The organism is Pseudomonas frederiksbergensis (assembly GCF_003732705.1).
Taxonomy (GTDB): Bacteria; Pseudomonadota; Gammaproteobacteria; order Pseudomonadales; family Pseudomonadaceae; genus Aquipseudomonas; species Aquipseudomonas frederiksbergensis_F.
Map to the genome: position 1 here is coordinate 54,213 of NZ_MOBR01000027.1, position 23,520 is coordinate 77,732.

The 23,520-nt window shown below is 60.7% G+C and carries 24 protein-coding genes and 1 pseudogene; 24 read left to right on the forward strand and 1 reads right to left on the reverse strand.

Annotation, left to right across the window (positions count from 1 at the left end):
* Positions 1-5: 5 nt before the first annotated feature.
* From fliH to flhB, 15 genes are all read left to right on the forward strand, one after another.
* Entirely contained in the window at positions 6-818 is an 813-nt protein-coding gene (fliH, locus tag BK667_RS24000; RefSeq protein ID WP_123509137.1) for a flagellar assembly protein FliH, read from the forward strand.
* On the forward strand, positions 808-2,166 hold the full coding sequence (gene fliI, locus BK667_RS24005; protein ID WP_123409185.1) for a flagellar protein export ATPase FliI: 1,359 nt from the start codon (positions 808-810) through the stop codon (positions 2,164-2,166). The genes fliH and fliI overlap by 11 nt, the downstream gene beginning before the upstream one ends.
* Positions 2,167-2,172: 6 nt before the next feature.
* Positions 2,173-2,622, forward strand: coding sequence for a flagellar export protein FliJ (fliJ, locus tag BK667_RS24010; RefSeq protein ID WP_123509138.1), 450 nt, complete (start codon positions 2,173-2,175; stop codon positions 2,620-2,622).
* A gap of 217 nt (positions 2,623-2,839) precedes the next feature.
* Positions 2,840-3,145, forward strand: coding sequence for an STAS domain-containing protein (locus BK667_RS24015; RefSeq protein WP_123509139.1), 306 nt, complete (start codon positions 2,840-2,842; stop codon positions 3,143-3,145).
* Positions 3,146-3,150: 5 nt separating this feature from the next.
* Positions 3,151-4,857 carry a fused response regulator/phosphatase gene (locus tag BK667_RS24020; protein WP_221179178.1) on the forward strand — a complete coding sequence of 569 codons (1,707 nt, stop codon included), beginning with the start codon at positions 3,151-3,153 and terminating at the stop codon, positions 4,855-4,857.
* 30 nt (positions 4,858-4,887) lie between these two features.
* Positions 4,888-5,256 (forward strand): Hpt domain-containing protein, encoded by a 369-nt coding sequence (locus BK667_RS24025; protein WP_123509140.1) that lies wholly within the window; start codon positions 4,888-4,890, stop codon positions 5,254-5,256.
* Positions 5,257-5,339: 83 nt separating this feature from the next.
* Complete coding sequence (locus BK667_RS24030) at positions 5,340-6,719, forward strand: flagellar hook-length control protein FliK (protein WP_123599119.1); 1,380 nt, start codon at positions 5,340-5,342, stop codon at positions 6,717-6,719.
* 219 nt (positions 6,720-6,938) lie between these two features.
* Entirely contained in the window at positions 6,939-7,445 is a 507-nt protein-coding gene (fliL, locus tag BK667_RS24035; protein ID WP_123509142.1) for a flagellar basal body-associated protein FliL, read from the forward strand.
* A gap of 9 nt (positions 7,446-7,454) precedes the next feature.
* The gene (fliM, locus tag BK667_RS24040; RefSeq protein WP_092271441.1) at positions 7,455-8,423 is read left to right on the forward strand and encodes a flagellar motor switch protein FliM; all 969 of its coding nucleotides are present in this window, start codon (positions 7,455-7,457) and stop codon (positions 8,421-8,423) included.
* A 62-nt stretch (positions 8,424-8,485) separates the two neighbouring features.
* Positions 8,486-8,944 (forward strand): flagellar motor switch protein FliN, encoded by a 459-nt coding sequence (fliN, locus tag BK667_RS24045; protein WP_123509143.1) that lies wholly within the window; start codon positions 8,486-8,488, stop codon positions 8,942-8,944.
* Positions 8,945-9,391, forward strand: a complete 447-nt coding sequence (fliO, locus tag BK667_RS24050; protein WP_123599120.1) for a flagellar biosynthetic protein FliO — start codon at positions 8,945-8,947, stop codon at positions 9,389-9,391.
* Positions 9,391-10,149: a flagellar type III secretion system pore protein FliP gene (fliP, locus tag BK667_RS24055; protein ID WP_123599121.1), complete on the forward strand. Its 759-nt coding sequence runs from the start codon at positions 9,391-9,393 to the stop codon at positions 10,147-10,149. Before fliO ends, fliP begins: the two co-directional genes overlap by 1 nt.
* Positions 10,146-10,415 (forward strand): flagellar biosynthesis protein FliQ, encoded by a 270-nt coding sequence (gene fliQ, locus BK667_RS24060; RefSeq protein ID WP_123509146.1) that lies wholly within the window; start codon positions 10,146-10,148, stop codon positions 10,413-10,415. Before fliP ends, fliQ begins: the two co-directional genes overlap by 4 nt.
* Before the next feature lie 3 nt (positions 10,416-10,418).
* The gene (gene fliR, locus BK667_RS24065) at positions 10,419-11,201 is read left to right on the forward strand and encodes a flagellar biosynthetic protein FliR (protein WP_123509147.1); all 783 of its coding nucleotides are present in this window, start codon (positions 10,419-10,421) and stop codon (positions 11,199-11,201) included.
* Between the two features lie 3 nt (positions 11,202-11,204).
* Positions 11,205-12,344: a flagellar biosynthesis protein FlhB gene (gene flhB / locus BK667_RS24070; protein ID WP_123599122.1), complete on the forward strand. Its 1,140-nt coding sequence runs from the start codon at positions 11,205-11,207 to the stop codon at positions 12,342-12,344.
* Positions 12,345-12,473: 129 nt separating this feature from the next.
* On the opposite strand, the pseudogene BK667_RS34160 reads toward flhB, so the two are convergent.
* Positions 12,474-12,560, reverse strand: a pseudogene (locus BK667_RS34160) (DUF6124 family protein); the annotation flags it as partial.
* Positions 12,561-12,794: 234 nt separating this feature from the next.
* On the opposite strand from BK667_RS34160, the gene flhA reads away from it, so the two are divergent.
* The 9 genes from flhA to BK667_RS24115 all read left to right on the forward strand — a co-directional run bounded on the left by flhA (position 12,795) and on the right by BK667_RS24115 (position 23,519).
* The gene (gene flhA, locus BK667_RS24075; protein ID WP_123509149.1) at positions 12,795-14,924 is read left to right on the forward strand and encodes a flagellar biosynthesis protein FlhA; all 2,130 of its coding nucleotides are present in this window, start codon (positions 12,795-12,797) and stop codon (positions 14,922-14,924) included.
* Between the two features lie 11 nt (positions 14,925-14,935).
* Entirely contained in the window at positions 14,936-16,270 is a 1,335-nt protein-coding gene (gene flhF, locus BK667_RS24080; protein WP_123509150.1) for a flagellar biosynthesis GTPase FlhF, read from the forward strand.
* A 116-nt stretch (positions 16,271-16,386) separates the two neighbouring features.
* On the forward strand, positions 16,387-17,217 hold the full coding sequence (fleN, locus tag BK667_RS24085; protein WP_003222917.1) for a flagellar synthesis regulator FleN: 831 nt from the start codon (positions 16,387-16,389) through the stop codon (positions 17,215-17,217).
* Positions 17,214-17,954, forward strand: coding sequence for an RNA polymerase sigma factor FliA (gene fliA, locus BK667_RS24090; RefSeq protein ID WP_007894214.1), 741 nt, complete (start codon positions 17,214-17,216; stop codon positions 17,952-17,954). The genes fleN and fliA overlap by 4 nt, the downstream gene beginning before the upstream one ends.
* 168 nt (positions 17,955-18,122) lie before the next feature.
* Positions 18,123-18,494: a chemotaxis response regulator CheY gene (locus BK667_RS24095; RefSeq protein WP_003183998.1), complete on the forward strand. Its 372-nt coding sequence runs from the start codon at positions 18,123-18,125 to the stop codon at positions 18,492-18,494.
* Between the two features lie 22 nt (positions 18,495-18,516).
* A complete protein-coding gene (locus BK667_RS24100) occupies positions 18,517-19,305 on the forward strand; it encodes a protein phosphatase CheZ (RefSeq protein ID WP_123509151.1) in 789 nt (262 codons plus the stop codon).
* A 53-nt stretch (positions 19,306-19,358) separates the two neighbouring features.
* Complete coding sequence (locus BK667_RS24105) at positions 19,359-21,602, forward strand: chemotaxis protein CheA (RefSeq protein ID WP_123509152.1); 2,244 nt, start codon at positions 19,359-19,361, stop codon at positions 21,600-21,602.
* A gap of 49 nt (positions 21,603-21,651) precedes the next feature.
* Positions 21,652-22,779: a protein-glutamate methylesterase/protein-glutamine glutaminase gene (locus BK667_RS24110; protein ID WP_123509153.1), complete on the forward strand. Its 1,128-nt coding sequence runs from the start codon at positions 21,652-21,654 to the stop codon at positions 22,777-22,779.
* On the forward strand, positions 22,779-23,519 hold the full coding sequence (locus BK667_RS24115) for a flagellar motor protein (RefSeq protein ID WP_123509154.1): 741 nt from the start codon (positions 22,779-22,781) through the stop codon (positions 23,517-23,519). Before BK667_RS24110 ends, BK667_RS24115 begins: the two co-directional genes overlap by 1 nt.
* The last annotated feature ends 1 nt before the right edge of the window (position 23,520 follow it).

Below are 23,520 nucleotides of genomic sequence, written 5' to 3' on the forward strand. Positions count from 1 at the left end.
TCACTATGTCGTCCAAACATGATGAGTCCAACACCGACCTGATCCGTGGCAAAGGGGTCAGCGGTTTCGACGTGTGGTCGTTGCCCAGCTTCGACCCGCATGTGCCGGAGCCCGAGCCGGAACCCGAGCCCGAACCGCCGGAAATGGAAGAAGTGCCGCTGGAAGAAGTCCAGCCACTGACCCTGGAAGAACTCGAAAGCATCCGTCAGGAGGCCTACAACGAAGGCTTCGCCACGGGTGAAAAAGAAGGGTTTCACAGCACTACGCTCAAGGTTCGTCAGGAAGCCGACGTAGCGCTATCGGCCAAGATTGCCGGGCTGGAACAGCTGATGGCCAACCTGTTCGAGCCGATCGCCGAGCAGGACTCCCAGATCGAAAAATCCCTGGTTGATCTCGTGCAGCACATCACCAAACAGGTGATTCAGCGCGAACTGGCCATCGATTCCACGCAAATCGAAAGCGTCATGCGCGAAGCCCTCAAGCTGTTGCCGCTGGGCGTGGGCAATGTGCGGCTGTACATCAATCCCCAGGATTTCGAACAGGTCAAAGCCCTGCGCGAGCGCCATGAAGAAACCTGGCGCATCGTCGAGGACGAAGCGCTGTTGCCCGGTGGTTGCCGGGTTGAAACCGAGCACAGTCGGATCGATGCCACTGTCGAAACCCGTGTCGCCCGGGTCATGGACAAGCTGTTCGATCAATTGCATGAACAAGCCCTGCACCCGGCCGAACCGGACATGAGCCTTGAACTGCCGATCGAAGCCAAGCCTGCGGCCGAGCCAGAATTGCCAGCGGAACCGGACACCCCTGATGCGCCTTGATCGCACCAGTTTTGCCAAGCGCCTGGGCAGTTATGCCGAGGCCACGGAACTGGCGGGCGCGCCGATCCTTGAAGGACGCCTGCTGCGCATGGTCGGCCTGACCCTCGAAGCCGAGGGCCTGCGCGCCGCCATGGGCAGCCGCTGCATGGTCATCAACGACGACAGCTATCACCCGGTGCAGGTCGAAGCCGAAGTCATGGGCTTCTCCGGCAGCAAGGTGTTTCTGATGCCGGTGGGCAGCGTCGCCGGCATTGCCCCCGGCGCGCGCGTGGTGCCGATGGCCGATACCGGGCGTTTGCCGATGGGCATGAGCATGCTCGGGCGGGTGCTCGATGGCGCCGGTCGCGCGTTGGACGGCAAGGGCGGGATGAAAGCCGAAGATTGGGTGCCGATGGACGGCCCGACGATCAACCCGCTCAAACGCCACCCGATCAGCGAACCGCTGGACGTGGGTATTCGCAGCATTAACGGTTTGTTGACGGTCGGTCGCGGTCAGCGTCTCGGCCTGTTCGCCGGTACGGGTGTCGGTAAATCCGTGCTGCTGGGCATGATGACCCGCTTTACCGAGGCCGACATTATCGTGGTCGGGCTGATCGGTGAGCGGGGTCGTGAAGTTAAAGAGTTCATCGAGCACATCCTCGGTGAAGAAGGGCTCAAGCGTTCAGTGGTCGTGGCGTCCCCGGCGGACGATGCGCCGCTGATGCGTTTGCGCGCCGCGATGTACTGCACGCGCATCGCCGAGTATTTCCGCGACAAGGGCAAGAACGTCCTGTTGCTGATGGATTCGTTGACCCGTTTCGCCCAGGCCCAGCGGGAAATCGCCCTGGCCATCGGCGAGCCGCCGGCGACCAAGGGGTATCCGCCGTCGGTGTTCGCCAAGTTGCCGAAACTGGTGGAGCGGGCCGGTAATGCGGAGAAGGGCGGTGGTTCGATCACTGCGTTCTACACCGTATTGTCCGAAGGCGATGACCAGCAAGACCCGATCGCCGACGCCGCGCGAGGGGTGCTCGACGGCCACATCGTGCTGTCCCGGCGCCTCGCCGAGGAAGGTCATTACCCGGCCATCGACATCGAAGCGTCGATCAGCCGGGTCATGCCGTCGGTGGTGACGCCGGAACACATGATGCGCGCCCAATACTTCAAGCAGTTGTGGTCGCGTTATCAACAGAGTCGCGACTTGATCAGCGTTGGCGCCTACGTGGCCGGCGGCGATCGGGAAACCGACCTGGCGATTTCCCTGCAACCGCAACTGGTCAAATACCTGCGCCAGGGGCTGAACGACAAAATCAGCCTGGGTGAAAGCGAAGCCTACCTCGGCACGATCTTCGCCCCAGCGGCCGGCGGCTAACCGGCCATGGCCCAAAGTCGCGCAGGGCGCCTGGCGCCCGTGGTGGATATGGCCGAAAAGGCTGAAAAAGCTGCGGTCCAGCGTCTGGGGCACTTCCAGGGCCAGGTTCGCCTGGCGCAAAGCAAGCTCGATGACCTTGAAGCCTTCCGCCTCGACTACCAGGAACAGTGGATCGTGCGCGGCAGCAGTGGCGTTTCCGGCCAATGGCTGTTGGGTTACCAAGGCTTTTTGGCGCAACTGGGCACGGCCATCGATCAGCAACGACAGAGCCTGGTCTGGCATCAAAACAATCTGAACAAAGCGCGGGACGCCTGGCAGCAGGCGTTTGCCCGGGTCGAAGGCTTGCGCAAATTGGTCCAGCGCTACATGGATGAAGCGCGCAAGCTCGAAGACCGGCGCGAGCAGAAGTTGCTGGATGAACTGTCCCAGAGGTTGCCGCGCCAAGATCCGTATTAAGTCAGATGGACCGCGTTATCGTTCTTCGCGAGCAGGCTCACTCCCACAGGGGGGGCTGCGGGGTGGCATAAATCCCATGTGGGAGCGGGCTTGCTCGCGAAGGGGCCGCCACATTCACCGAAGGATTAGCGAACCACTGATACTTCCCGCCTTGCCGCCGCCCCCGCCAAGTGCTAAACCTTGTACACACGTTGTTCAATGACAAGGAAGCCGTTAAATGTCAGTCGTTACAGAAGTCTCTCCAGATGGGCAAAAGCTGACGATTTCGATCAAGGGACGATTCGATTTTGCCAAGCACCAGGAATTTCGCGAGTCCTACGAAAATCTTGAACCAAAACCCGAGTCCTTCGAAGTGGACCTGAAGGACGCTACCTACCTCGACAGTTCGGCGCTCGGCATGTTGTTGCTGTTGCGTGATCACGCCGGTGGCGAGAACGCCGAGATCAAGTTGACCCACGCCAATGCCGATGTGCGCAAGATTCTCGCGATCTCCAACTTTGAACAAATCTTCGACGTGGCGTGACCGCCATGCTGTCTTTGTTCGAACCGCTGACGATCCTGATCGCTGAAGACAGCGCGGCCGATCGCATGCTGCTGTCGAGTATCGTCCGGCGTCAGGGCCATCAGGTGCTGACGGCGGCCAACGGTGCCGAAGCGGTTGCCGCGTTCCGCGAGCAACGCCCGCAACTGGTGTTGATGGACGCCATGATGCCGGTAATGGACGGTTTCGAGGCGGCGCAGCAGATCAAGGCACTGGCCGGGGAAACCCTGGTGCCGATCATCTTTTTGACCTCGCTGACCGAAAGCGAAGCCCTGGCCCGTTGTCTGGAGGCCGGCGGCGACGACTTTCTGGCGAAGCCCTACAACCAGGTGATTCTCGCCGCCAAGATCAAGGCGATGGACCGCTTGCGCCGTTTGCAAGCCACCGTGCTTGAACAGCGTGACCAGATCGCCCGGCACCACGAGTACTTGCTCAACGAGCAGCGGGTGGCCAAGGCTGTATTCGACAAAGTCGCCCATTCCGGCTGCCTGAACGCGCCGAACATCCGCTATCTGCAATCGCCCTACGCGCTGTTCAACGGTGATTTGCTGCTGGCCGCGTTTACCCCGGCCGGCGACATGCACGTGCTGCTCGGCGATTTCACCGGCCATGGCTTGCCGGCCGCCGTCGGCGCCATGCCGCTGGCGGAGGTGTTCTATGGCATGACCGCCAAGGGCTACGGCTTGTCCGAAATGCTGCGGGAGATGAATGCCAAGCTCAAACGCATCCTGCCGGTGGACATGTTCTGTTGCGCAACCCTGCTGTGCCTGAGCTTCCAGCGCCGTTCGGTGGAAGTCTGGAATGGCGGGATGCCGGACGGTTACCTGCACAGCAACGCCAGTGGCGAGCGTACGCCGCTGAAGGCGCGGCATTTGCCATTGGGTGTATTGAGCCCGCCAACCTTTAACGATCGTACGGAAGTGTTTCCGATGGCGGTCGGTGATCGGGTGTTCCTGTTGTCTGACGGGGTGATCGATACCTGCGATGCCAACGAACAGTTGTTTGGCATCGAGCGGTTGGAGGAAGTGTTTGCCGCCAATCGTCAGCCCGATGCGTTGTTCGAAGAAATCGAGCAGGCCCTGCGCGACTTCCGTGGCGAAGCCCGGGATGACGTGAGCATGGTCGAGGTCAGCCTGCTGGAAGCGGCACAGCTGAACCCGCCGGCGCTGGTGTATTCCGACAGCGGCCAGTCCTGTCCGCTGGACTGGTCGGTGAGTTTCGAGTTTCGTGCCGCGACCCTCAAACGCTTCAATCCGCTGCCGTACCTGCTGCAATTGCTGCTGGAAGTCCATGGCCTGAGGGCGCAAAGTGGCGCGTTATATAGTGTCCTGGCCGAGCTGTATTCCAATGCCCTGGAGCACGGGGTGCTCGGCCTGGACTCCAGCCTCAAACGCGATGCCTTGGGTTTTGCGCGTTATTATCAGGAACGCAATACACGACTGGACCAATTGCAGGACGGCTATGTACGGCTGCACTTGCAGGTGACGCCCGAAGGTGAGGGTGGCCGCCTGAGCATTCGGGTCGATGACAGTGGCAAGGGTTTCGATGTGGCGCGGGTGATGGCGCGGCCCGTGGAGGGCGTCCGTCTTTCGGGGCGCGGTGTCAGTCTGATCCGCCAGTTGAGCCGCAAGGCGAGTTGGTCCGACGATGGTCGTAGTGCGCACGTGGAGTTTTACTGGGAGGCTCTGGCATAATCCGCGAATTCTTGATCAAGGAGTGAACAAGTGGCTGACACACATCTGGACCACGACGTGCTGAGCGCGTTGCAGGAAGTGATGGAGGACGAGTATCCAACCTTGCTGGATACCTTCATCGCCGACTCCGAAGAGCGTTTGCGCGTCCTGCGACAAGCTGAAGATGCTGCGCAACTGATGAACGCTGCCCATAGTTTCAAAGGCAGCAGCAGCAACATGGGCGCCACTCGTCTGGCCGAGCTTTGCAACGAGCTGGAGCAGCGCGCCCGGCAAAAAAGCCTCGCCGGCATCGAAAAACTGGTCAGGGAAATCGACGGTGAATTCGCCATCGTCCGCCCTCTCTACGAAGCCGAGCGTCAGCGCTCACTGGCCGACAATGCGACCGCCCGGCGCTTTTAGATTTTATTTGGCTGGCCTGGCTCGACCTTTGCAGTTATCTCTCGCAACTGTACCTACGATCCCAGTGCAGCGGAGACCGCGTCATGCCCGTTACCCCCAATTTGCTTCTTCAGCCCGCTGCCAAGGCCAAGCCTCAAGCCGCCTCCGCCAATGCCCCTGTGGTGGCCGCTGAGCCTGGGGATAAAGCATCCAGCTTCGCCAACGTCTTCGCCAATCAGGCCCAGAACAAGCCCTCCATGGTGGCTGACGCGCCAGTCAAACCGAGCAAGGACAAAACCCCGGACAGTCCAGGTAAAAAGGACGTCAGCAACGATAAGTCTGCCGCCCCGAAGCCGACGGTTGCCGATAGCGGCAAATCCTTGCCCGCCGATAAACCGGCGCCGTCCTCCAAGGACGACAAGAGCGCCAGCGACAGTGACGCCGACGCTGCCGATACGCCGGTCGCCGTCGATGCTCCGCCGGTTGACCCGACGCTGGACCCTGCCCTGATGCAAGCGGTTCAGCCCGTGGCTCCCGCGCCAGTGGCCGAGGTGCCAGCCGTGGTCACTGACGCACAACCGCAAGTCGAGTTGCCGGCGGTTGCCGCCACCGTGACGGCCGCACCGGCGCAACCCGCCGCGACCACCGACACAGATTTCGATCCGGAGTCCGATCCTCTCGATGCATTGCCTGCCCTGCGCATGGCGATGGAGCAGAGCGGTCACGTCTCCGCGTCCAGCCAGACCCAGGCCAAAACGACACCGGCCCAGGCTTCCGCCGATGGCGACCTGACCTCGGCGCAGAACTTTGCCGCCGGCATGGCGACCATGCTCGATGTGAAGGCCGACAAGGACAGCACTAGCCAGAGCGGTGGTGAAAAGGCCTTCAGTGGGTTGCTTAATGAAGGTCTCAAGGACCTGACGTCCGCCAGCGGCGATACCCGCGTCGATGATTTCGCCAGTCGTCTGGCAGCGTTGACCCAGGCCGCCACGCCGAAAACCGCCAATGCGCTGCCGGTCAATCAGCCGATTGCCATGCATCAGAGCGGCTGGACGGAAGAAGTGGTGAACCGGGTCATGTACCTGTCCAGCGCCAATCTCAAGGCCGCCGACATTCAGTTGCAACCGGCCGAGCTGGGGCGTCTGGATATTCGGGTGAACATGATGCCGGACCAGCAAACCCAGGTGACGTTCATGAGTGCTCATCCGAGCGTTCGCGAAGCGCTGGACGGACAAATGCATCGCTTGCGGGACATGTTCGCGCAACAGGGCATGGGTCAGGTCGATGTCAACGTGTCCGACCAGTCCCGTGGCTGGCAGGGCCAGGGTCAGGAGCAGCAGGCCCAGCAAGGTCAGAGCGGTCGTGCCAGCGCCAGTGGTGGCCGGGTTGATGCCATGGACGATGAGATCGTTCCAACAGTGGCGGAGGTCGCGGCCAGCACCACCAGCATCATCGGTTCCAGCGCCGTCGACTACTACGCCTGATTTCTTCCTGATCGTTCCCACGCTCTGCGTGGGAATGCAGCCCGGGACGCTCCGCGTCCCCACCGAAGCGGACGCGGAGCGTCCATTGAGGCATTCCCACGCAGAGCGTGGGAACGATCATCTCTAACAGCTCGACTCCCTCCCCGACACTTCTGGCATAACACTTGCTCTTGCCTTGCCGTGCGACTGTGAAAACCTGAATAGTGACGGATTATTGGCATGGCGAAGAGCGAAGCAGCAGCAGTGGTTAAAGACCCTGCAACCAAAGGCAAACTCAAGCTGATCATTGCGATCGTGGTGGCGGTGCTGCTGGCGATCGGTTTGTCCGTGGGGGCTACCTGGTACTTCATGCACAGCGCCCAGAGTAAACCTGCCGTGGCGGCTGAAACTGCCCCGACCGGCAAGCAGCCGGCGGTTTTCGAGCCGATGGCGCCAGCCTTCGTCGCCAACTACAACCAGAACGGCCGCCAACGCTACATGCAGGTGAGTATCACCCTGCAGGGTCGCAATCAGGCTGATCTGGAGGCGCTCAAAGTGCACATGCCGGTCATTCGCAATAATCTCGTCATGCTGTTCTCGGGCCAGGATTTCGCCACACTCGCGACGCCGGTCGGCCAGGAAATGTTGCGCCAGAAGGCCACCGCGAGCGTCCAGGAAGTGGCGCAGAAAGAGCTCGGCAAAGTGGTGATCGAACAGTTGCTTTTCACTAATTTCGTACTGCAGTAGGAACACGACATGGCCGTGCAGGACCTGCTGTCCCAGGATGAGATCGATGCGCTGTTGCATGGCGTCGACGATGGTCTGGTACAGACCGATACCGCTTCCGAACCCGGCAGCGTCAAAAGTTACGACCTGACCAGCCAGGATCGGATCGTCCGCGGACGCATGCCGACCCTGGAGATGATCAACGAGCGTTTCGCCCGCTACACCCGCATCAGCATGTTCAACATGCTGCGCCGCTCGGCGGACGTTGCCGTGGGTGGCGTGCAGGTGATGAAGTTCGGCGAATACGTGCACTCGCTGTACGTGCCGACCAGCCTCAACCTGGTCAAGATCAAACCGTTGCGCGGCACCGCGCTGTTCATCCTCGACGCCAAACTGGTGTTCAAGCTGGTGGACAACTTCTTCGGCGGCGATGGCCGTCACGCGAAGATCGAAGGGCGTGAATTCACCCCGACCGAACTGCGTGTGGTGCGCATGGTGCTGGAGCAGGCCTTCATCGATTTGAAAGAAGCCTGGCAGGCGATCATGGAAGTGAACTTCGAGTACATCAACTCGGAAGTGAACCCGGCCATGGCCAATATCGTCGGCCCGAGCGAAGCGATCGTGGTGTCCACGTTCCACATCGAACTCGATGGCGGTGGCGGCGACCTGCACGTGACCATGCCGTACTCGATGATCGAGCCGGTGCGCGAAATGCTCGATGCCGGCTTCCAGTCGGACCTCGATGACCAGGACGAACGTTGGGTCAACGCCTTGCGCCAGGATGTGCTGGACGTGGATGTGCCGATCGGCGCCACCGTGGCCCGTCGTCAGTTGCGCCTGCGGGACATCCTGCACATGCAGCCGGGGGACATCATCCCGGTCGAGATGCCGGAAGAAATGATCATGCGCGCCAACGGCGTGCCTGCGTTCAAGGTCAAGATGGGCTCGCACAAAGGCAACCTCGCGTTGCAGGTGATCGAACCGATCGAGCGCCGCTGACCGGCGCTTAACTCCCCATTTAACACTGGCCGCTTCTAAGAGCTGCCCGCCGAGGACACACGATGAACGACGATATGAACGCCCAGGACGACCAGGCACTGGCTGATGAATGGGCTGCCGCACTGGAAGAAACCGGTGATGCCGGCCAGGACGATATCGATGCGCTGCTGGCCGCCGACACTGGCAGCTCGGGCTCCAACCGTCTGCCGATGGAAGAGTTCGGCAGCGTGCCGAAGAACAACGAACCGGTGACCCTGGACGGCCCGAACCTGGACGTGATCCTCGACATCCCGGTATCGATTTCCATGGAGGTCGGCAGCACCGACATCAACATCCGTAACCTGCTGCAACTCAACCAGGGTTCGGTGATCGAGCTCGATCGCCTGGCCGGCGAGCCGCTGGACGTGCTTGTCAACGGCACCCTCATCGCCCACGGCGAAGTGGTTGTGGTCAACGAGAAGTTCGGCATCCGCCTGACTGACGTGATCAGCCCAAGCGAACGTATCAAGAAGCTGCGCTAAGTGAACAAGGTTCTGGGGTTGTTGCTGGCGCTGCCGGTCAGCGCTTTGGCGGCCGAGCCGGTGGCCACTGCGTCGGCGGCGGCTGCTCCGGTGGTCAACAGCGGCGTGGCCGGGCAATTGACACAATTGGTGTTCGGCCTGCTGCTGGTGCTGGGGTTGATCTTCTTCCTCGCCTGGCTGTTGCGTCGGGTGCAGCAGGCCGGACCCGCCGGCAAAGGCCAGGTGATCGAGATTATCGGTTCCCGCGCCCTGGGTCCTCGCGACCGGTTGATGCTGGTGCAGGTCGGCAATGAGCAGATTCTGCTCGGCCTGAGTCCTGGCACCATCACGGCGTTGCATGTGCTCAAGGAGCCGGTGCACGTGCCGAGCACCACGGAAAAATCGACCCCGGAATTTGCCCAGCGCCTGATGGAACTGTTGGGCAAGGATCAGAAGGATAAGAAGTAATGGGTGCGCTCCGCATCGTCTTGACGCTGGCCCTGATGCTGGCGGCGCCGTTGGCGCTGGCCGCCGATCCGCTGTCGATCCCGGCCATCACCCTGGGCACTAATGCGCAGGGTGCGCAGGAATACTCGGTCAGCCTGCAAATCCTGCTGATCATGACCGCGCTGAGCTTTATTCCAGCGTTCGTCATGCTGATGACCAGCTTCACGCGGATCATCATTGTCTTTTCGATCCTGCGTCAGGCCCTGGGCCTGCAGCAGACACCGTCGAACCAGATCCTCACCGGCATGGCGCTGTTCCTGACCCTGTTCATCATGGCGCCGGTGTTCGACCGGGTGAACAACGATGCCTTGCAACCGTACCTGGCGGAGAAGCTAACCGCCCAGGATGCCGTGATCAAAGCGCAAGTGCCGATCAAGGACTTCATGCTGGCCCAGACTCGCACCAGCGATCTGGAGCTGTTCATGCGCCTGTCCAAGCGCACTGACATCGCCACGCCGGATCAGGCGCCACTGACCATCCTGGTGCCGGCGTTCGTGACCTCGGAACTCAAAACCGCGTTCCAGATCGGCTTCATGATCTTCATTCCATTTCTGATCATCGACCTGGTCGTGGCCAGTGTGCTGATGGCGATGGGGATGATGATGCTGTCGCCGCTGATCATTTCCCTGCCGTTCAAAATCATGCTGTTCGTGCTCGTCGATGGCTGGGCGCTGATCATCGGTACATTGGCCAGCAGCTTTGGAGGTGTTTCGCCATGACGCCAGAAGTCGCCGTAGACATCTTTCGGGATGCGCTGTGGTTGACCACCATGATGGTCGCGGTGCTGGTGATCCCGAGTCTGCTGGTGGGGCTGTTGGTGGCGATGTTCCAGGCCGCCACTCAGATCAACGAACAGACCTTGAGCTTCCTGCCGCGCCTGCTGGTGATGCTGGTGACGCTGATCGTTGCCGGCCCGTGGCTGGTGCAGACCTTCATGGAATACATCCTGCGGTTGTATGGCAGCATTCCTATGGTCATCGGCTAAACCATGTCGCTGCTGCAACTGACCGATACCCAGATCAGCACCTGGGTGGCGACGTTCATGTTGCCGCTGTTCCGTGTCGGTACGCTGCTGATGGTCATGCCTATTTTCGGCACGACCCTGGTGCCTCGCCGCGTGCGGGCCTATCTGGCCCTGGCGATCACGGTGGTCATCACGCCGGCGCTGCCACCGATGCCGCCGGTCAATCCGCTGGACCTCAGCGGGCTGCTGCTGATTGGTGAGCAGATCATCATCGGCGCGGTGTTGGGCTTCTCCTTGCAGCTGTTCTTCCAGGCGTTCGTGGTTGCCGGGCAGATCGTCGCGATCCAGATGGGCATGGGCTTCGCGTCCATGGTCGACCCGACCAACGGCGTTTCAGTCGCGGTGATCGGACAGTTCTTCACCATGCTGGTGACGCTGATGTTCCTGGGGATGAACGGCCACTTGGTGGTGTTCGAAGTGCTCACCGAAAGCTTCACCACGCTGCCGGTCGGTAGCGGTTTCCTGGTCAATCATTTCTGGGAGCTGGCCGGCAAGCTCGGTTGGGTCCTTGGCGCGGCGCTGGTGCTGGTGCTGCCGGCGATCACGGCGTTGCTGGTGGTCAACATCGCGTTCGGCGTGATGACCCGGGCGGCGCCGCAACTGAACATCTTTTCCATCGGTTTTCCGCTGACCCTGGTGCTCGGGATGTTCATCCTTTGGGTCAGCCTGGGGGATATTCTCAATCAGTATCAACCCATGGCCTCCGAGGCCTTGCAGTTTTTACGCGAACTGGCACAGGCGCGCTGAGTCATGGCTGAGAGCGAAAGCGGTCAAGACAAAACAGAAGACCCCACGGACAAGCGCAAGAAAGACTCCCGCGAAAAAGGCGAGGTGGCGCGCTCCAAGGAACTCAACACCCTGGCGATCATGCTGGTCGGTGCCAGCGCGCTGCTGATTTTTGGCGGTGCCTTGGCCCAGGACATGATGGAGTTGATGCGCATCAACTTCTCGCTGCCGCGGGAAGTGATCATGGACCAGAAATCCATGACCAATTACTTGCTGCACTCGGGGCAAATTGGTCTGTGGGCGATTCAGCCGATCATGATCTCGCTGGTACTGGCGGCGATCATCGGTCCGATTTCTTTGGGTGGCTGGCTCTTTGCGTTCGGCTCTCTGGCGCCGAAGTTCAGTCGGATGAACCCGCTCAGTGGCCTCAAACGGATGTTTTCCACCAAGGCCCTGGTGGAGCTGCTCAAGGCATTTGCCAAGTTCACCATTGTCCTGTTCGTGGCGTTGGCGGTGTTGTCGTCGGACATCGATGACTTGCAGCGCATCGCCCACGAACCGTTGGAGCTGGCGATCATCCACAGCCTGCAAGTGGTGGGCTGGAGCACGTTGTGGATGGCCTGCGGGCTGATCATTATTGCGGCGGTCGATGTGCCGGTGCAGTTGTGGGAAAGCCACAAGAAACTGCTGATGACCAAGCAGGAAGTGCGCGATGAGCACAAGGACTCTGAGGGGCGCCCGGAGGTCAAGCAACGGATTCGTCAGCTGCAGCGCGAGATGTCCCAGCGCCGGATGATGGCGGCGATCCCCGATGCCGACGTGGTCATCACCAACCCGACCCACTACGCCGTGGCCCTCAAGTACGACCCGGAGAAGGGCGGGGCGCCGATGCTGATCGCCAAGGGCAGCGACTTCCTGGCCTTGAAAATCCGTGAAATCGCCGTGGCTAACGAAGTGCTGCTGCTCGAATCGCCGGCCCTGGCGCGTTCGATCTACTACTCCACCGAACTCGACCAGGAAATCCCTGGCGGCCTGTACCTGGCGGTCGCCCAGGTCCTGGCCTACGTCTACCAGATCCGCCAGCACCGCGCCGGCAAGGGCAAACGCCCGGATCCGCTCAAGGACGACCTGCCGATTCCGCCGGATCTACGGCGCGATTCCTGATCGATCTTTTGATCGTTCCCACGCTCCGCGTGGGAATGCAGCCCGGGACGCTCCGCGTCCCAGTCACAGCCGAACGCGGAGCGTCCGTGGAGACGTTCCCTCGCAGAGCGTTGGAACGATCAGTGGATGCTAGTCCTGCGGATCAAGGCCATCCAGCGCTCCATTGACCGCCAGTTGGCCGAGCATGATGTTCTGTGCAATTCCCAGCATCGTGGAGATGTCGCTTAAACACCGCTGTTTAAGATCGTTCCCACGCTCTGCGAGGGAACGCCTCTTCGGACGCTCTGCGTTCGGCTTTTGATGGGACGCAGAGCGCCCCGGGCTGCATTCCCACGCAGAGCGTGGGAACGATCATTCCGAGCCCGGCAAAAGTTGGAAGGCTTCTTGCAGTAGCCGCTCTGCGCCTGCTTCAGGCGTCAAAAGTTTGCTTTAAAGGAACGGGGAAAACCGGTGGATCGCTCTCAGTTAATCAACAGTGCTCGCACAAACGTCGCCGACTTGAGTCGGGGCAATCTGGGTGTGCCGCTGTTGCTGCTGGTCATGCTGGCCATGATGATGTTGCCGGTGCCGCCGTTCCTGCTGGACGTGTTCTTCACGTTCAACATCGCCCTGTCCATCGTCGTGCTGCTGGTCTGCGTCTACGCCTTGCGGCCGCTGGATTTTGCGGTGTTCCCGACGATTTTGCTGGTGGCGACGCTGATGCGCCTGGCGCTGAACGTGGCCTCTACGCGGGTGGTCATGCTTCACGGTCAGGAAGGGCATGCCGCCGCCGGTAAGGTGATCCAGGCCTTCGGTGAGGTGGTGATCGGCGGTAACTACGTGGTCGGTATCGTGGTTTTCGCGATTTTGATGATCATCAACTTCGTCGTGGTGACCAAGGGTGCCGGGCGGATTTCCGAGGTGAGCGCGCGTTTCACCCTCGATGCCATGCCCGGCAAACAGATGGCCATCGACGCTGACCTGAACGCCGGCCTGATCGATCAGAACCAGGCCAAATTGCGCCGCATGGAAGTCGCCCAGGAAGCCGAGTTCTACGGTTCCATGGACGGTGCCAGCAAGTTCGTGCGCGGTGACGCCATCGCCGGCCTGCTGATTCTGTTCATCAACCTAATCGGCGGCATGGCGGTCGGTATCTTCCAGCACGGCATGAGCTTCGGCGACGCCGGTCGGGTTTACGCGCTGCTGACCATCGGTGACGGTTTGGTGGCGCAATTGCCATCACTGTTGTTATCCACAGCGGCCGCGATCATGGTGACCCGTGCTTCCGGCTCGGAAGACATGGGTAAGCAGATCGGTCGCCAGATGTTCGCTTCGCCCAAAGCGTTGGCCGTCGCGGCAGGTTTGATGGCGGTGATGGGCCTGGTGCCCGGCATGCCGCACTTCTCCTTCCTCAGCATGGCGGCCCTGGCCGGCGGCGGTGCCTACCTGTTCTGGAAGAAGCAGAGCGTGGTCAAGGTCCAGGCCCTGCAAGAGGTCAAGCGTCAACAAGAGCTGCTGCCATCCCCGGCCCGCGCCCAGGAAACCAAGGAATTGGGCTGGGACGACGTGACGCCGATCGACATGATCGGCCTGGAAGTGGGCTATCGCCTGATTCCGCTGGTGGATCGCAACCAGGGTGGCCAGTTGCTGGCGCGGATCAAGGGTGTGCGCAAGAAGCTGTCCCAGGACCTGGGCTTCCTGATGCCGACTGTGCACATTCGTGACAACCTCGACCTGGCGCCGAGCGCCTACCGCCTGACCCTCATGGGCGTGATCCTCGCCGAAGCGGAGATTTACCCGGATCGCGAGCTGGCGATCAACCCCGGCCAGGTCTACGGCACGCTCAACGGCATTACCGCCAAAGATCCGGCTTTTGGCCTGGAGGCGGTCTGGATCGAAATCAGCCAGCGCGCCCAGGCGCAGTCCCTCGGGTACACCGTGGTCGATGCCAGTACGGTGGTGGCGACCCACTTGAACCAGATTCTGTACAAGCACTCCAGTGAGCTGATCGGCCACGAAGAAGTGCAGCAACTCATGCAATTGCTGGCCAAAAGCTCGCCGAAATTGGCTGAAGAGCTGGTGCCGGGTGTGGTGTCGCTGTCGCAACTGCTCAAGGTCTTGCAAGCGTTGCTCGCCGAACAAGTGCCAGTGCGCGACATTCGCAGCATCGCCGAGGCCATCGCCAACAATGCCGCCAAGAGTCAAGATACTGCCGCGCTGGTGGCCGCCGTGCGCGTCGGCGTAAGCCGCGCAATCGTCCAAAGCATTGTAGGGACTGAGTCGGAGCTGCCAGTTATCACCTTGGAGCCAAGGTTGGAACAGATATTGCTCAATAGTCTTCAGAAGGCAGGACAAGGCTCGGAAGAGGGCGTTCTGCTGGAGCCAAGCATGGCAGAGAAGCTGCAACGTTCGTTGATCGATGCGGCACAGCGTCAAGAGATGCAAGGTCAGCCGGTGATTCTGCTGGTAGCCGGTCCGGTTCGCGCGATGCTCTCGCGATTCGGCAGGCTGGCAGTCCCGGGTTTGCACGTGTTGGCGTATCAGGAAATCCCTGACAACAAGCAAGTGACCATCGTTGCGACAGTAGGGCCCAACGGCTGAGGTAGTGGTTTATGCAAGTTAAGCGTTTTTTCGCCGCCGATATGCGTCAGGCCATGAAACTGGTTCGTGATGAGCTGGGCGCTGACGCGGCCATTATTGGCAATCGCCGGATCGCCGGCGGTGTCGAGCTGACGGCTGCCCTGGATTACAAACTGTCGGCGCTGGCCCCGCGCGTTCCGAACATGGAACTCGAGGATGAGCTGCGTAAGACCCAGTCGCGTATCGTCACGGCCCAGGCCGAACTGAGCCTGCGCGGCGAAGGCGAGACCGGCGGTGACAAGACCACTAATCGCCAGTTGTTCGCCGGCCTGCCGTTGACCGCCGCCGAACCGCTGATCGAACCGACTTATAGCGAACCTCGTCGTGCAGCGCCGGCCCCAGCGCCTGCCGCCGGCGGTGTTGATCCGCGGGCTTTCGATTCGATGCGTTTCGAGCTCAACAGCCTGCGCGAACTGATGGAAGTGCAACTCGGCTCCCTGGCCTGGAATCAGCTGCAAGGCAGCCGTCCGGCCCAGGCCAACCTGTGGCGTCGCCTGCAACGCATCGGCTTGTCCGGCCCGTTGTCCCGCGACCTGCTGGCGCTGATTACCGATATTGAAGAGCCTCGTCAGGCCTGGCGCATGTTGCTGGCGCACCTGGCGCGGATGATTGCCACACCGGAAGTCGAGCCACTGGAAGAGGGCGGCGTGATTGCCATGGTCGGCCCTGCCGGCATGGGCAAGACCACCACCCTGGCCAAGCTCGCGGCCCGTTATGTACTCAAGTACGGCGCGCAGAGCATTGCGTTGGTGAGCATGGACAGCTACCGCATCGGCGCCCAGGAACAACTCAAGACCCTGGGCCGGATCCTCAATGTGTCCGTTACTCACGTCGATCCGGGCCAGTCCCTGGTGCAGGCGCTGGATCCGCTGCTGCGCAAACGCGTGATCCTGATCGATACCGCGGGCCTTCAGGCCAGCGATCCGGCACTGCGCATGCAGCTCGAAAGCCTGGCCGGTCGCGGGATCAAATCGAAAAATTATCTGGTCCTGGCAACCACCAGCCAGAAACAGGTTCTAACCGCTGCTTATCACAGCTACAAACGGTGTGGGCTGGCCGGCTGCATCCTGACTAAACTGGATGAAACGGCGAGTCTGGGCGAGGTGTTGAGCCTGGCCATCAGTCATGAATTGCCGGTGGCTTACCTCACCGACGGCCCGCGGATTCCAGATGATTTGCATCTGCCGCGGCGTCACCAGTTGGTCAGTCGCGCGGTAAGCGTGCAAATGCAGGAAGAACCCAGCGAGGAAGCCATGGCTGACATGTTCGCTGATATTTACCACAGCCCGACCAAGCAGGTTGGCTGAGGTACTAATGAACAGTTTTTGTACCTACATCGATGGTCTGCCATGCATTGTTCAGTTAATGAACGCGCAGCCAGTAATGTGGCCTCCGTCTATGCAAGACAAGGTAAAGAAATAACATGGGCAGCATGCATCCCGTACAGGTGATCGCGGTGACCGGCGGCAAAGGTGGCGTCGGGAAGACTAACGTGTCAGTGAATTTGTCCCTGGCTCTAGCAGAGCTTGGCCGGCGCGTCATGCTGCTGGACGCCGATCTGGGTCTGGCGAACGTCGACGTTCTGCTGGGACTGACTCCCAAACGTACCCTGGCCGACGTGATCGAAGGCCGCTGCGAGCTGCGCGACGTTCTGTTGCAGGGCCCGGGCGGTATCCGCATCGTGCCGGCCGCGTCCGGCACCCAGAGCATGGTTCATCTGAGCCCGGCCCAACACGCCGGCCTGATCCAGGCCTTCAGCGATATCGGCGACAACCTCGACGTACTGGTGATCGACACCGCTGCGGGTATTGGTGACTCGGTAGTCAGTTTTGTCCGCGCCGCCCAGGAAGTGTTGCTGGTGGTGTGCGATGAGCCGACGTCGATTACCGACGCCTACGCGCTGATCAAACTGTTGAACCGCGATTACGGCATGAACCGCTTCCGTGTCCTGGCCAACATGGCCCAGAGCCCGCAAGAAGGTCGCAACCTGTTCGCCAAGTTGACCAAGGTCACAGACCGTTTCCTCGACGTGGCCCTACAATACGTCGGCGCCGTGCCTTACGACGAAAGCGTGCGCAAGGCCGTGCAGAAGCAACGTGCTGTCTACGAAGCCTTCCCGCGCTCCAAGTGCGCCCTGGCGTTCAAGGCGATTGCACAGAAAGTCGACACCTGGCCGCTGCCGGCCAACCCGCGCGGGCACCTGGAATTTTTCGTCGAGCGTCTCGTGCAACAGACCGCAGGACCCGTCCTATGACAGCCAGTGGCTACAACCTCTACAAGAAGTCGGCACGTGATGCGCAATACGAGCTGATCGAGCGTTATGCGCCACTGGTTAAACGCATTGCTTACCACTTGCTGGCGCGTTTGCCGGCCAGTGTCCAGGTGGAAGACCTGATCCAGGCCGGGATGATTGGCCTGCTTGAAGTGTCGACCAAATATGACGCCAGCAAAGGCGCGAGTTTCGAAACGTACGCGGGCATTCGAATCCGTGGCGCGATGCTCGATGAAGTACGCAAGGGGGACTGGGCACCACGTTCGGTCCACCGCAATACCCGCATGGTCAGCGACGCAATTCGCTCGATTGAAGCTAAAACCGGTCGTGATGCTAAAGATCACGAAGTTGCGGCCGAACTCCAATTGAGTCTCGACGATTATTACGGGATTTTGAACGATACCTTGGGCAGCCGCCTGTTCAGTTTCGACGACCTGTTGCAGGACGGCGAACACGAAGGGCTGCACGAGGATGGCGCCAGTGCTCATCTGGAGCCGTCACGCGATCTGGAAGATGAACGCTTCCAGGCTGCATTGGCGGACGCGATTGCCAATTTGCCGGAGCGTGAGCGACTGGTGTTGGCGCTGTACTACGACGAAGAGCTGAACCTCAAGGAAATCGGTGAGGTCCTGGGAGTCAGCGAATCCCGTGTCAGCCAGTTACACAGCCAGTGCGCGGCCCGCTTGCGGGGGCGTTTGGGGGAGTGGCGAGCGCGCTGAAGGCAGTGTGGGGACACTGCGAACGAGGCTGGTGTGGTGTTGAACTGCAGCGGTCTCGATCTGTTGTGCTCCAGACAGTCATTTGAGTGCTTTGCCGGATTGATTGAAATGGCGCGTCCAGGTGCTGGGCGCGTTTAAGACTGCTTGGAGGTCGAATTGGACAAGAACATGAAAATCCTCATCGTTGATGACTTCTCAACGATGCGGCGGATCATTAAAAACCTGTTGCGTGACCTTGGGTTCACCAACACGGTCGAGGCTGACGATGGCACCACTGCCATTCCGGTTCTCAACAGCGGCAGCATCGACTTTCTGGTAACAGACTGGAACATGCCGGGCATGACCGGTATCGACCTGCTGCGCCACGTGCGCGCCGATGAAAAACTCAAGCACTTGCCCGTGCTGATGGTGACCGCTGAAGCCAAGCGCGAGCAGATCATCGAAGCGGCCCAGGCCGGTGTTAACGGCTATGTGGTCAAACCCTTCACGGCCCAGGCGTTGAAAGAAAAAATCGAAAAGATTTTCGAACGCATCGGTTGAGCAACTGCGCCACGGGGGAGCTATGGAGCATAACGAATCTTCACAGGGCGATTTTGAATCGACCCTGAAAAAACATGCGGTCGAACTGGTCGAAAGCCTTGAAAAAGGCAGGTTCGGCGACGCTGTGCAACTGATCCATGAGCTCAACCAGACCCGTGACCGCGGCCTGTACCAGGAAGTGGGCAAGCTCACTCGTGAGCTGCATAGCGCGATCGTCAATTTCCAGATTGACCCGAATATGCCGCAAGCCGAGGAAGTCTCGCAGATCACGGATGCCACTGAGCGTCTGGGGTATGTGGTCAAGCTGACCGAGGCCGCTGCCAACCGCACCATGGACCTGGTGGAAAACGCCACGCCGCTGGTCAATGGCCTGAGCCAGGAAGCCCAGGCGTTGAGCACCGACTGGGGACGCTTCATGCGTCGCGAAGTCGGGGCTGAAGAGTTCCGTGAACTGGCTCGGCGGGTCGACGGTTTCCTGACGCGCAGCAGCGAAGACAACCGCGTTGTGTCGAGCAACCTGAACGACATTCTGCTGGCCCAGGATTACCAGGACCTCACCGGTCAAGTGATCAAGCGCGTGACCCAATTGGTCACCGAAGTTGAAAGCAACCTGCTCAAGCTCGTGCTCATGGCCAGCCAGGTAGACCGCTTTGCGGGTATCGAACATGACCGTGAAGCGATGCTGGCTGAAAAAGATCCGCAAAAACATCTCTCTCAGGGTGAAGGTCCGCAGATTCATGCCGATAAAAGAGAAGACGTTGTGTCCGGTCAGGACGATGTGGACGATTTGTTATCCAGCCTAGGATTTTAGAGTTTTAGCATTTTAGGTTTTTTAGGTTTTTAGACCTTGGGAGCACCCCCTTAATGAGCTTCGGCGCCGATGAAGAGATCCTTCAGGATTTCCTGGTTGAGGCCGGCGAGATTCTAGAGCAACTGTCCGAACAGCTGGTCGAGCTGGAAAGCCGACCGGATGATGCGGACTTGCTCAATGCAATTTTTCGCGGTTTTCACACTGTAAAAGGGGGCGCCGGCTTCCTCCAGCTCAATGAGCTGGTGGAGTGCTGTCACATCGCCGAGAACGTGTTCGACATCCTGCGCAAGGGTGAACGACGCGTCGACTCGGAACTGATGGACGTAGTTCTCGAAGCGCTGGATGCGGTGAACGGTATGTTCACTGAAGTCCGCGAGCGCAGCCCGATCACGGCTGCCACTCCAGAATTGCTTGAAGCCTTGGCCCGTCTGGCCGAGCCGCAATCCGCCGACGCAGCTCCGGTTGCCGACGTGGTGGAAGAACCCGCCGCCGAGAGCGAATCGGGGGACATCACCGATAACGAATTCGAACAACTGCTGGACTCGCTGAACGCCGTCAAGGCTCAGGCCGAAGCCCCGGCGGCTGCGCCAGCGCCGAGCAGCAATGCCGCGGCCAGCGACGAAATCACCGACGCCGAGTTCGAGTCGTTGCTCGATCAGTTGCACGGCAAAGGTCAGTTCGCGGTCGATGCCGTAGCCGCTCCGGCTGCACCTGCTGCCAAGGCCCCGAAAGCGGCCGGCGACAGCTCGGACATCACCGACGACGAATTCGAAGCCCTGCTCGATCAACTGCACGGCAAGGGCAATTTCGCCGTTGATGCGCTGGAATCGGCCATTGCTTCGGCACCGGTCCCGGCTGCACCCACCGCTAAAGCGGCCGGCGGCGATCTGATCTCCGATCACGAGTTCGAATCGCTGCTCGACGAATTGCACGGCAAAGGCAAGTTCACCGAAGTCGGCACCGGCACTGTGGTCACAGCGCCTGCCGCCAAGGCTGCGGCGGCTGCACCAAAACCTGCGGCCAAAGCGCCTGAGCCTAAAGCTGAAGCGCCGAAACCGGCAGCAGCGGCTCCGGCACCTGCTCGCGCCGCGCCTTCTGCGCCGCCAGCGGAAAAACCGGCCAGTGAAGCCGAGACCACCGTGCGGGTTGATACCGCGCGTCTCGACGAAATCATGAACATGGTGGGCGAACTGGTACTGGTGCGTAACCGCTTGGTCCGTCTGGGCCTCAACAGCGGCGACGAAGCCATGTCCAAGGCTGTGTCGAACCTTGACGTGGTCACGGCCGACCTGCAAACCGCGGTCATGAAGACCCGGATGCAACCGATCAAGAAGGTCTTCGGGCGCTTCCCGCGTCTGGTTCGCGACCTGGCTCGCCAGCTCAAGAAAGAGATCAACCTGGAACTGGTCGGCGAAGAAACCGACCTCGACAAGAACCTCGTCGAGGCCCTGGCCGACCCGCTGGTCCACTTGGTGCGCAACTCGGTCGACCACGGTATCGAAGAGCCGGCCGAACGCGAAGCGATGGGCAAGCCGCGTAGCGGCAAGGTGATTCTGTCCGCCGAACAGGAAGGCGACCACATCCTGCTGTCCATCTCCGATGACGGCAAGGGCATGGACGCAGACGTTCTGCGCGGTATCGCGGTCAAGAAAGGCTTGATGGACAAGGATGCGGCGGACCGTCTCAGCGAGTCGGACTGCTTCAACCTGATCTTCGCACCGGGTTTCTCGACCAAAACCGAGATCTCCGACGTGTCGGGTCGTGGCGTGGGCATGGACGTGGTGAAAACCAAGATCGCCCAGCTCAACGGCACCATCAATATCTACTCGACCAAGGGCAAAGGCTCGAAGATCGTCATCAAGGTGCCATTGACCTTGGCGATCATGCCGACGCTGATGGTCATGCTCGGCAACCAGGCGTTTGCGTTCCCGCTGGTGAACGTCAACGAGATCTTCCACCTCGACCTGTCGCGCACCAACGTGGTGGACGGTCAGGAAGTGGTGATCGTGCGGGACAAGGCGCTGCCCTTGTTCTACCTCAAACGCTGGCTGGTCAGCTCCGCCGCTCACGAAGAGCAGCGCGAGGGCCATGTGGTGATCCTTTCGGTGGGCACCCAGCGGATCGGCTTTGTCGTCGATCAACTGGTGGGCCAGGAAGAAGTGGTCATCAAGCCATTGGGCAAAATGCTTCAGGGAACCCCGGGCATGTCCGGCGCCACCATCACGGGTGACGGCCGCATCGCGCTGATTCTCGATGTCCCGAGCATGCTCAAGCGTTACGCCGCACGGCGTATTTGATTCTGCCGCAGCGGGGCGACAACGCCCCGCTGCGTCTAACGGAGTGTTTATGGTAGTCAAAGTCCTGGTGGTGGACGATTCGGGGTTTTTCCGCCGCCGCGTCTCGGAAATTCTTTCAGCGGATCCGAATATCCAGGTTGTCGGTACGGCAACCAACGGAAAAGAGGCGATTGATCAGGCGCTGGCCCTCAAGCCAGACGTGATCACCATGGACTACGAGATGCCGATGATGGATGGCATCACGGCGGTGCGGCACATCATGCAGCGCTGCCCGACCCCGGTCTTGATGTTTTCCTCGCTGACGCACGAAGGCGCCCGGGTCACTCTGGATGCGCTGGACGCCGGTGCGGTGGACTTCCTGCCGAAGAATTTCGAAGACATCTCCCGCAACCCGGAGAAGGTCAAGCAACTGCTGTGCGAAAAGATCCTGAGCATTTCGCGCAGTAACCGTCGCGCCAACACTTACACGGCTCCGGCCCCTGTGGCCGCACCAACGCCTGCGCCTTCAAGCGTCAGCAGCTACGCCAGCACTGCGCCTGTGCGTCCGGCACCGGCGCCATTGCCGACCCGTGCGCCAGCGTCTGCCGGCCCATCGTCGCCCGCACCGAAACGCAAAGCCTACAAACTGGTGGCCATCGGCACGTCCACCGGCGGCCCGGTGGCGCTGCAGCGGGTCTTGACCCAGTTGCCGGCCAACTTTCCGGCGCCGATTGTGCTGATCCAACACATGCCGGCCGCCTTCACCAAGGCCTTCGCCGAACGCCTGGACAAGCTGTGCCGCATCAACGTCAAGGAAGCCGAGGATGGCGACATCCTGCGTCCGGGCCTGGCGCTGCTGGCCCCGGGTGGCAAGCAAATGATGATCGATGGCCGTGGCGCGGTGAAAATCCTGCCGGGCGACGAGCGTCTGAACTACAAGCCGTGCGTGGACATCACGTTCGGTTCGGCGGCCAAATCCTACGGTGACAAAGTTCTGGCGGTTGTGTTGACCGGCATGGGCGCCGATGGACGTGAAGGCGCGCGACTGCTCAAGCAGGGTGGCAGTGCAATCTGGGCCCAGGATGAAGCCAGTTGCGTGATCTACGGCATGCCGATGGCCATCGTCAAAGCTGACCTCGCCGATGCGATTTACAGCCTCGACGACATTGGCAAGCACTTGGTCGAGGCTTGTATCTGATGGATGTACTGAGCCTTATCGGGATCATCATGGCGTTCGTCGCCATCATTGGCGGCAACTACCTTGAAGGCGGTCACCTCGGCGCTCTGGCCAACGGCCCGGCAGCGTTGATCGTCATTGGTGGGACCGTCGGTGCGGCGCTGTTGCAATCGCCGATGAGCGCGTTCAAGCGCTCCATGCAGATCCTTGCCTGGATTCTGTTTCCGCCTCGGGTGGATCTGGCCGGTGGCATCGATCGCGTCGTGAACTGGAGCCTCACCGCCCGCAAGGAAGGCTTGCTCGGTCTGGAAGGGGTGGCCGACGCCGAACCTGACAACTACTCGCGCAAAGGCCTGCAATTGCTGGTGGACGGCGCCGAGCCGGAAGCGATTCGCAGCATCCTGGAAGTGGATTTCTACACCCAGGAAAGCCGCGACATCGAAGCCGCCAAAGTCTTCGAAAGCATGGGCGGCTACGCGCCGACCATCGGCATCATCGGTGCGGTGATGGGCCTGATCCACGTCATGGGCAACCTTGCCGATCCGTCGCAACTGGGCAGCGGGATTGCCGTGGCTTTCGTCGCCACTATCTACGGCGTGGCCAGCGCCAACCTGGTGTTGCTGCCGGTCGCGTCCAAGCTCAAGTCCATCGCGTTGCGTCAGTCGCGTTATCGCGAAATGTTGTTGGAAGGGATTCTGTCGATCGCCGAAGGTGAAAACCCTCGCTCTATTGAGTTGAAGCTTCAGGGCTTCATGGATTGAT

Bases quoted from the DNA above. Each gene is read 5' to 3' on its own strand.
- fliR (WP_123509147.1), top strand. From the start codon at position 10,419: ATGTCGCTGCTGCAACTGACCGATACCCAGATCAGCACCTGGGTGGCG.
- BK667_RS24030 (WP_123599119.1), top strand. From the start codon at position 5,340: ATGCCCGTTACCCCCAATTTGCTTCTTCAGCCCGCTGCCAAGGCCAAG.
- fliA (WP_007894214.1), top strand. From the start codon at position 17,214: ATGACAGCCAGTGGCTACAACCTCTACAAGAAGTCGGCACGTGATGCG.
- fliH (WP_123509137.1), top strand. From the start codon at position 6: ATGTCGTCCAAACATGATGAGTCCAACACCGACCTGATCCGTGGCAAA.
- fliL (WP_123509142.1), top strand. From the start codon at position 6,939: ATGGCGAAGAGCGAAGCAGCAGCAGTGGTTAAAGACCCTGCAACCAAA.
- BK667_RS24115 (WP_123509154.1), top strand. From the start codon at position 22,779: ATGGATGTACTGAGCCTTATCGGGATCATCATGGCGTTCGTCGCCATC.
- flhF (WP_123509150.1), top strand. From the start codon at position 14,936: ATGCAAGTTAAGCGTTTTTTCGCCGCCGATATGCGTCAGGCCATGAAA.
- BK667_RS24105 (WP_123509152.1), top strand. From the start codon at position 19,359: ATGAGCTTCGGCGCCGATGAAGAGATCCTTCAGGATTTCCTGGTTGAG.
- flhB (WP_123599122.1), top strand. From the start codon at position 11,205: ATGGCTGAGAGCGAAAGCGGTCAAGACAAAACAGAAGACCCCACGGAC.
- BK667_RS24110 (WP_123509153.1), top strand. From the start codon at position 21,652: ATGGTAGTCAAAGTCCTGGTGGTGGACGATTCGGGGTTTTTCCGCCGC.
- fleN (WP_003222917.1), top strand. From the start codon at position 16,387: ATGGGCAGCATGCATCCCGTACAGGTGATCGCGGTGACCGGCGGCAAA.
- BK667_RS24020 (WP_221179178.1), top strand. From the start codon at position 3,151: ATGCTGTCTTTGTTCGAACCGCTGACGATCCTGATCGCTGAAGACAGC.
- BK667_RS24095 (WP_003183998.1), top strand. From the start codon at position 18,123: ATGAAAATCCTCATCGTTGATGACTTCTCAACGATGCGGCGGATCATT.
- fliJ (WP_123509138.1), top strand. From the start codon at position 2,173: ATGGCCCAAAGTCGCGCAGGGCGCCTGGCGCCCGTGGTGGATATGGCC.
- fliN (WP_123509143.1), top strand. From the start codon at position 8,486: ATGAACGACGATATGAACGCCCAGGACGACCAGGCACTGGCTGATGAA.
- fliM (WP_092271441.1), top strand. From the start codon at position 7,455: ATGGCCGTGCAGGACCTGCTGTCCCAGGATGAGATCGATGCGCTGTTG.
- fliI (WP_123409185.1), top strand. From the start codon at position 808: ATGCGCCTTGATCGCACCAGTTTTGCCAAGCGCCTGGGCAGTTATGCC.
- BK667_RS24015 (WP_123509139.1), top strand. From the start codon at position 2,840: ATGTCAGTCGTTACAGAAGTCTCTCCAGATGGGCAAAAGCTGACGATT.
- BK667_RS24100 (WP_123509151.1), top strand. From the start codon at position 18,517: ATGGAGCATAACGAATCTTCACAGGGCGATTTTGAATCGACCCTGAAA.
- fliP (WP_123599121.1), top strand. From the start codon at position 9,391: ATGGGTGCGCTCCGCATCGTCTTGACGCTGGCCCTGATGCTGGCGGCG.
- fliQ (WP_123509146.1), top strand. From the start codon at position 10,146: ATGACGCCAGAAGTCGCCGTAGACATCTTTCGGGATGCGCTGTGGTTG.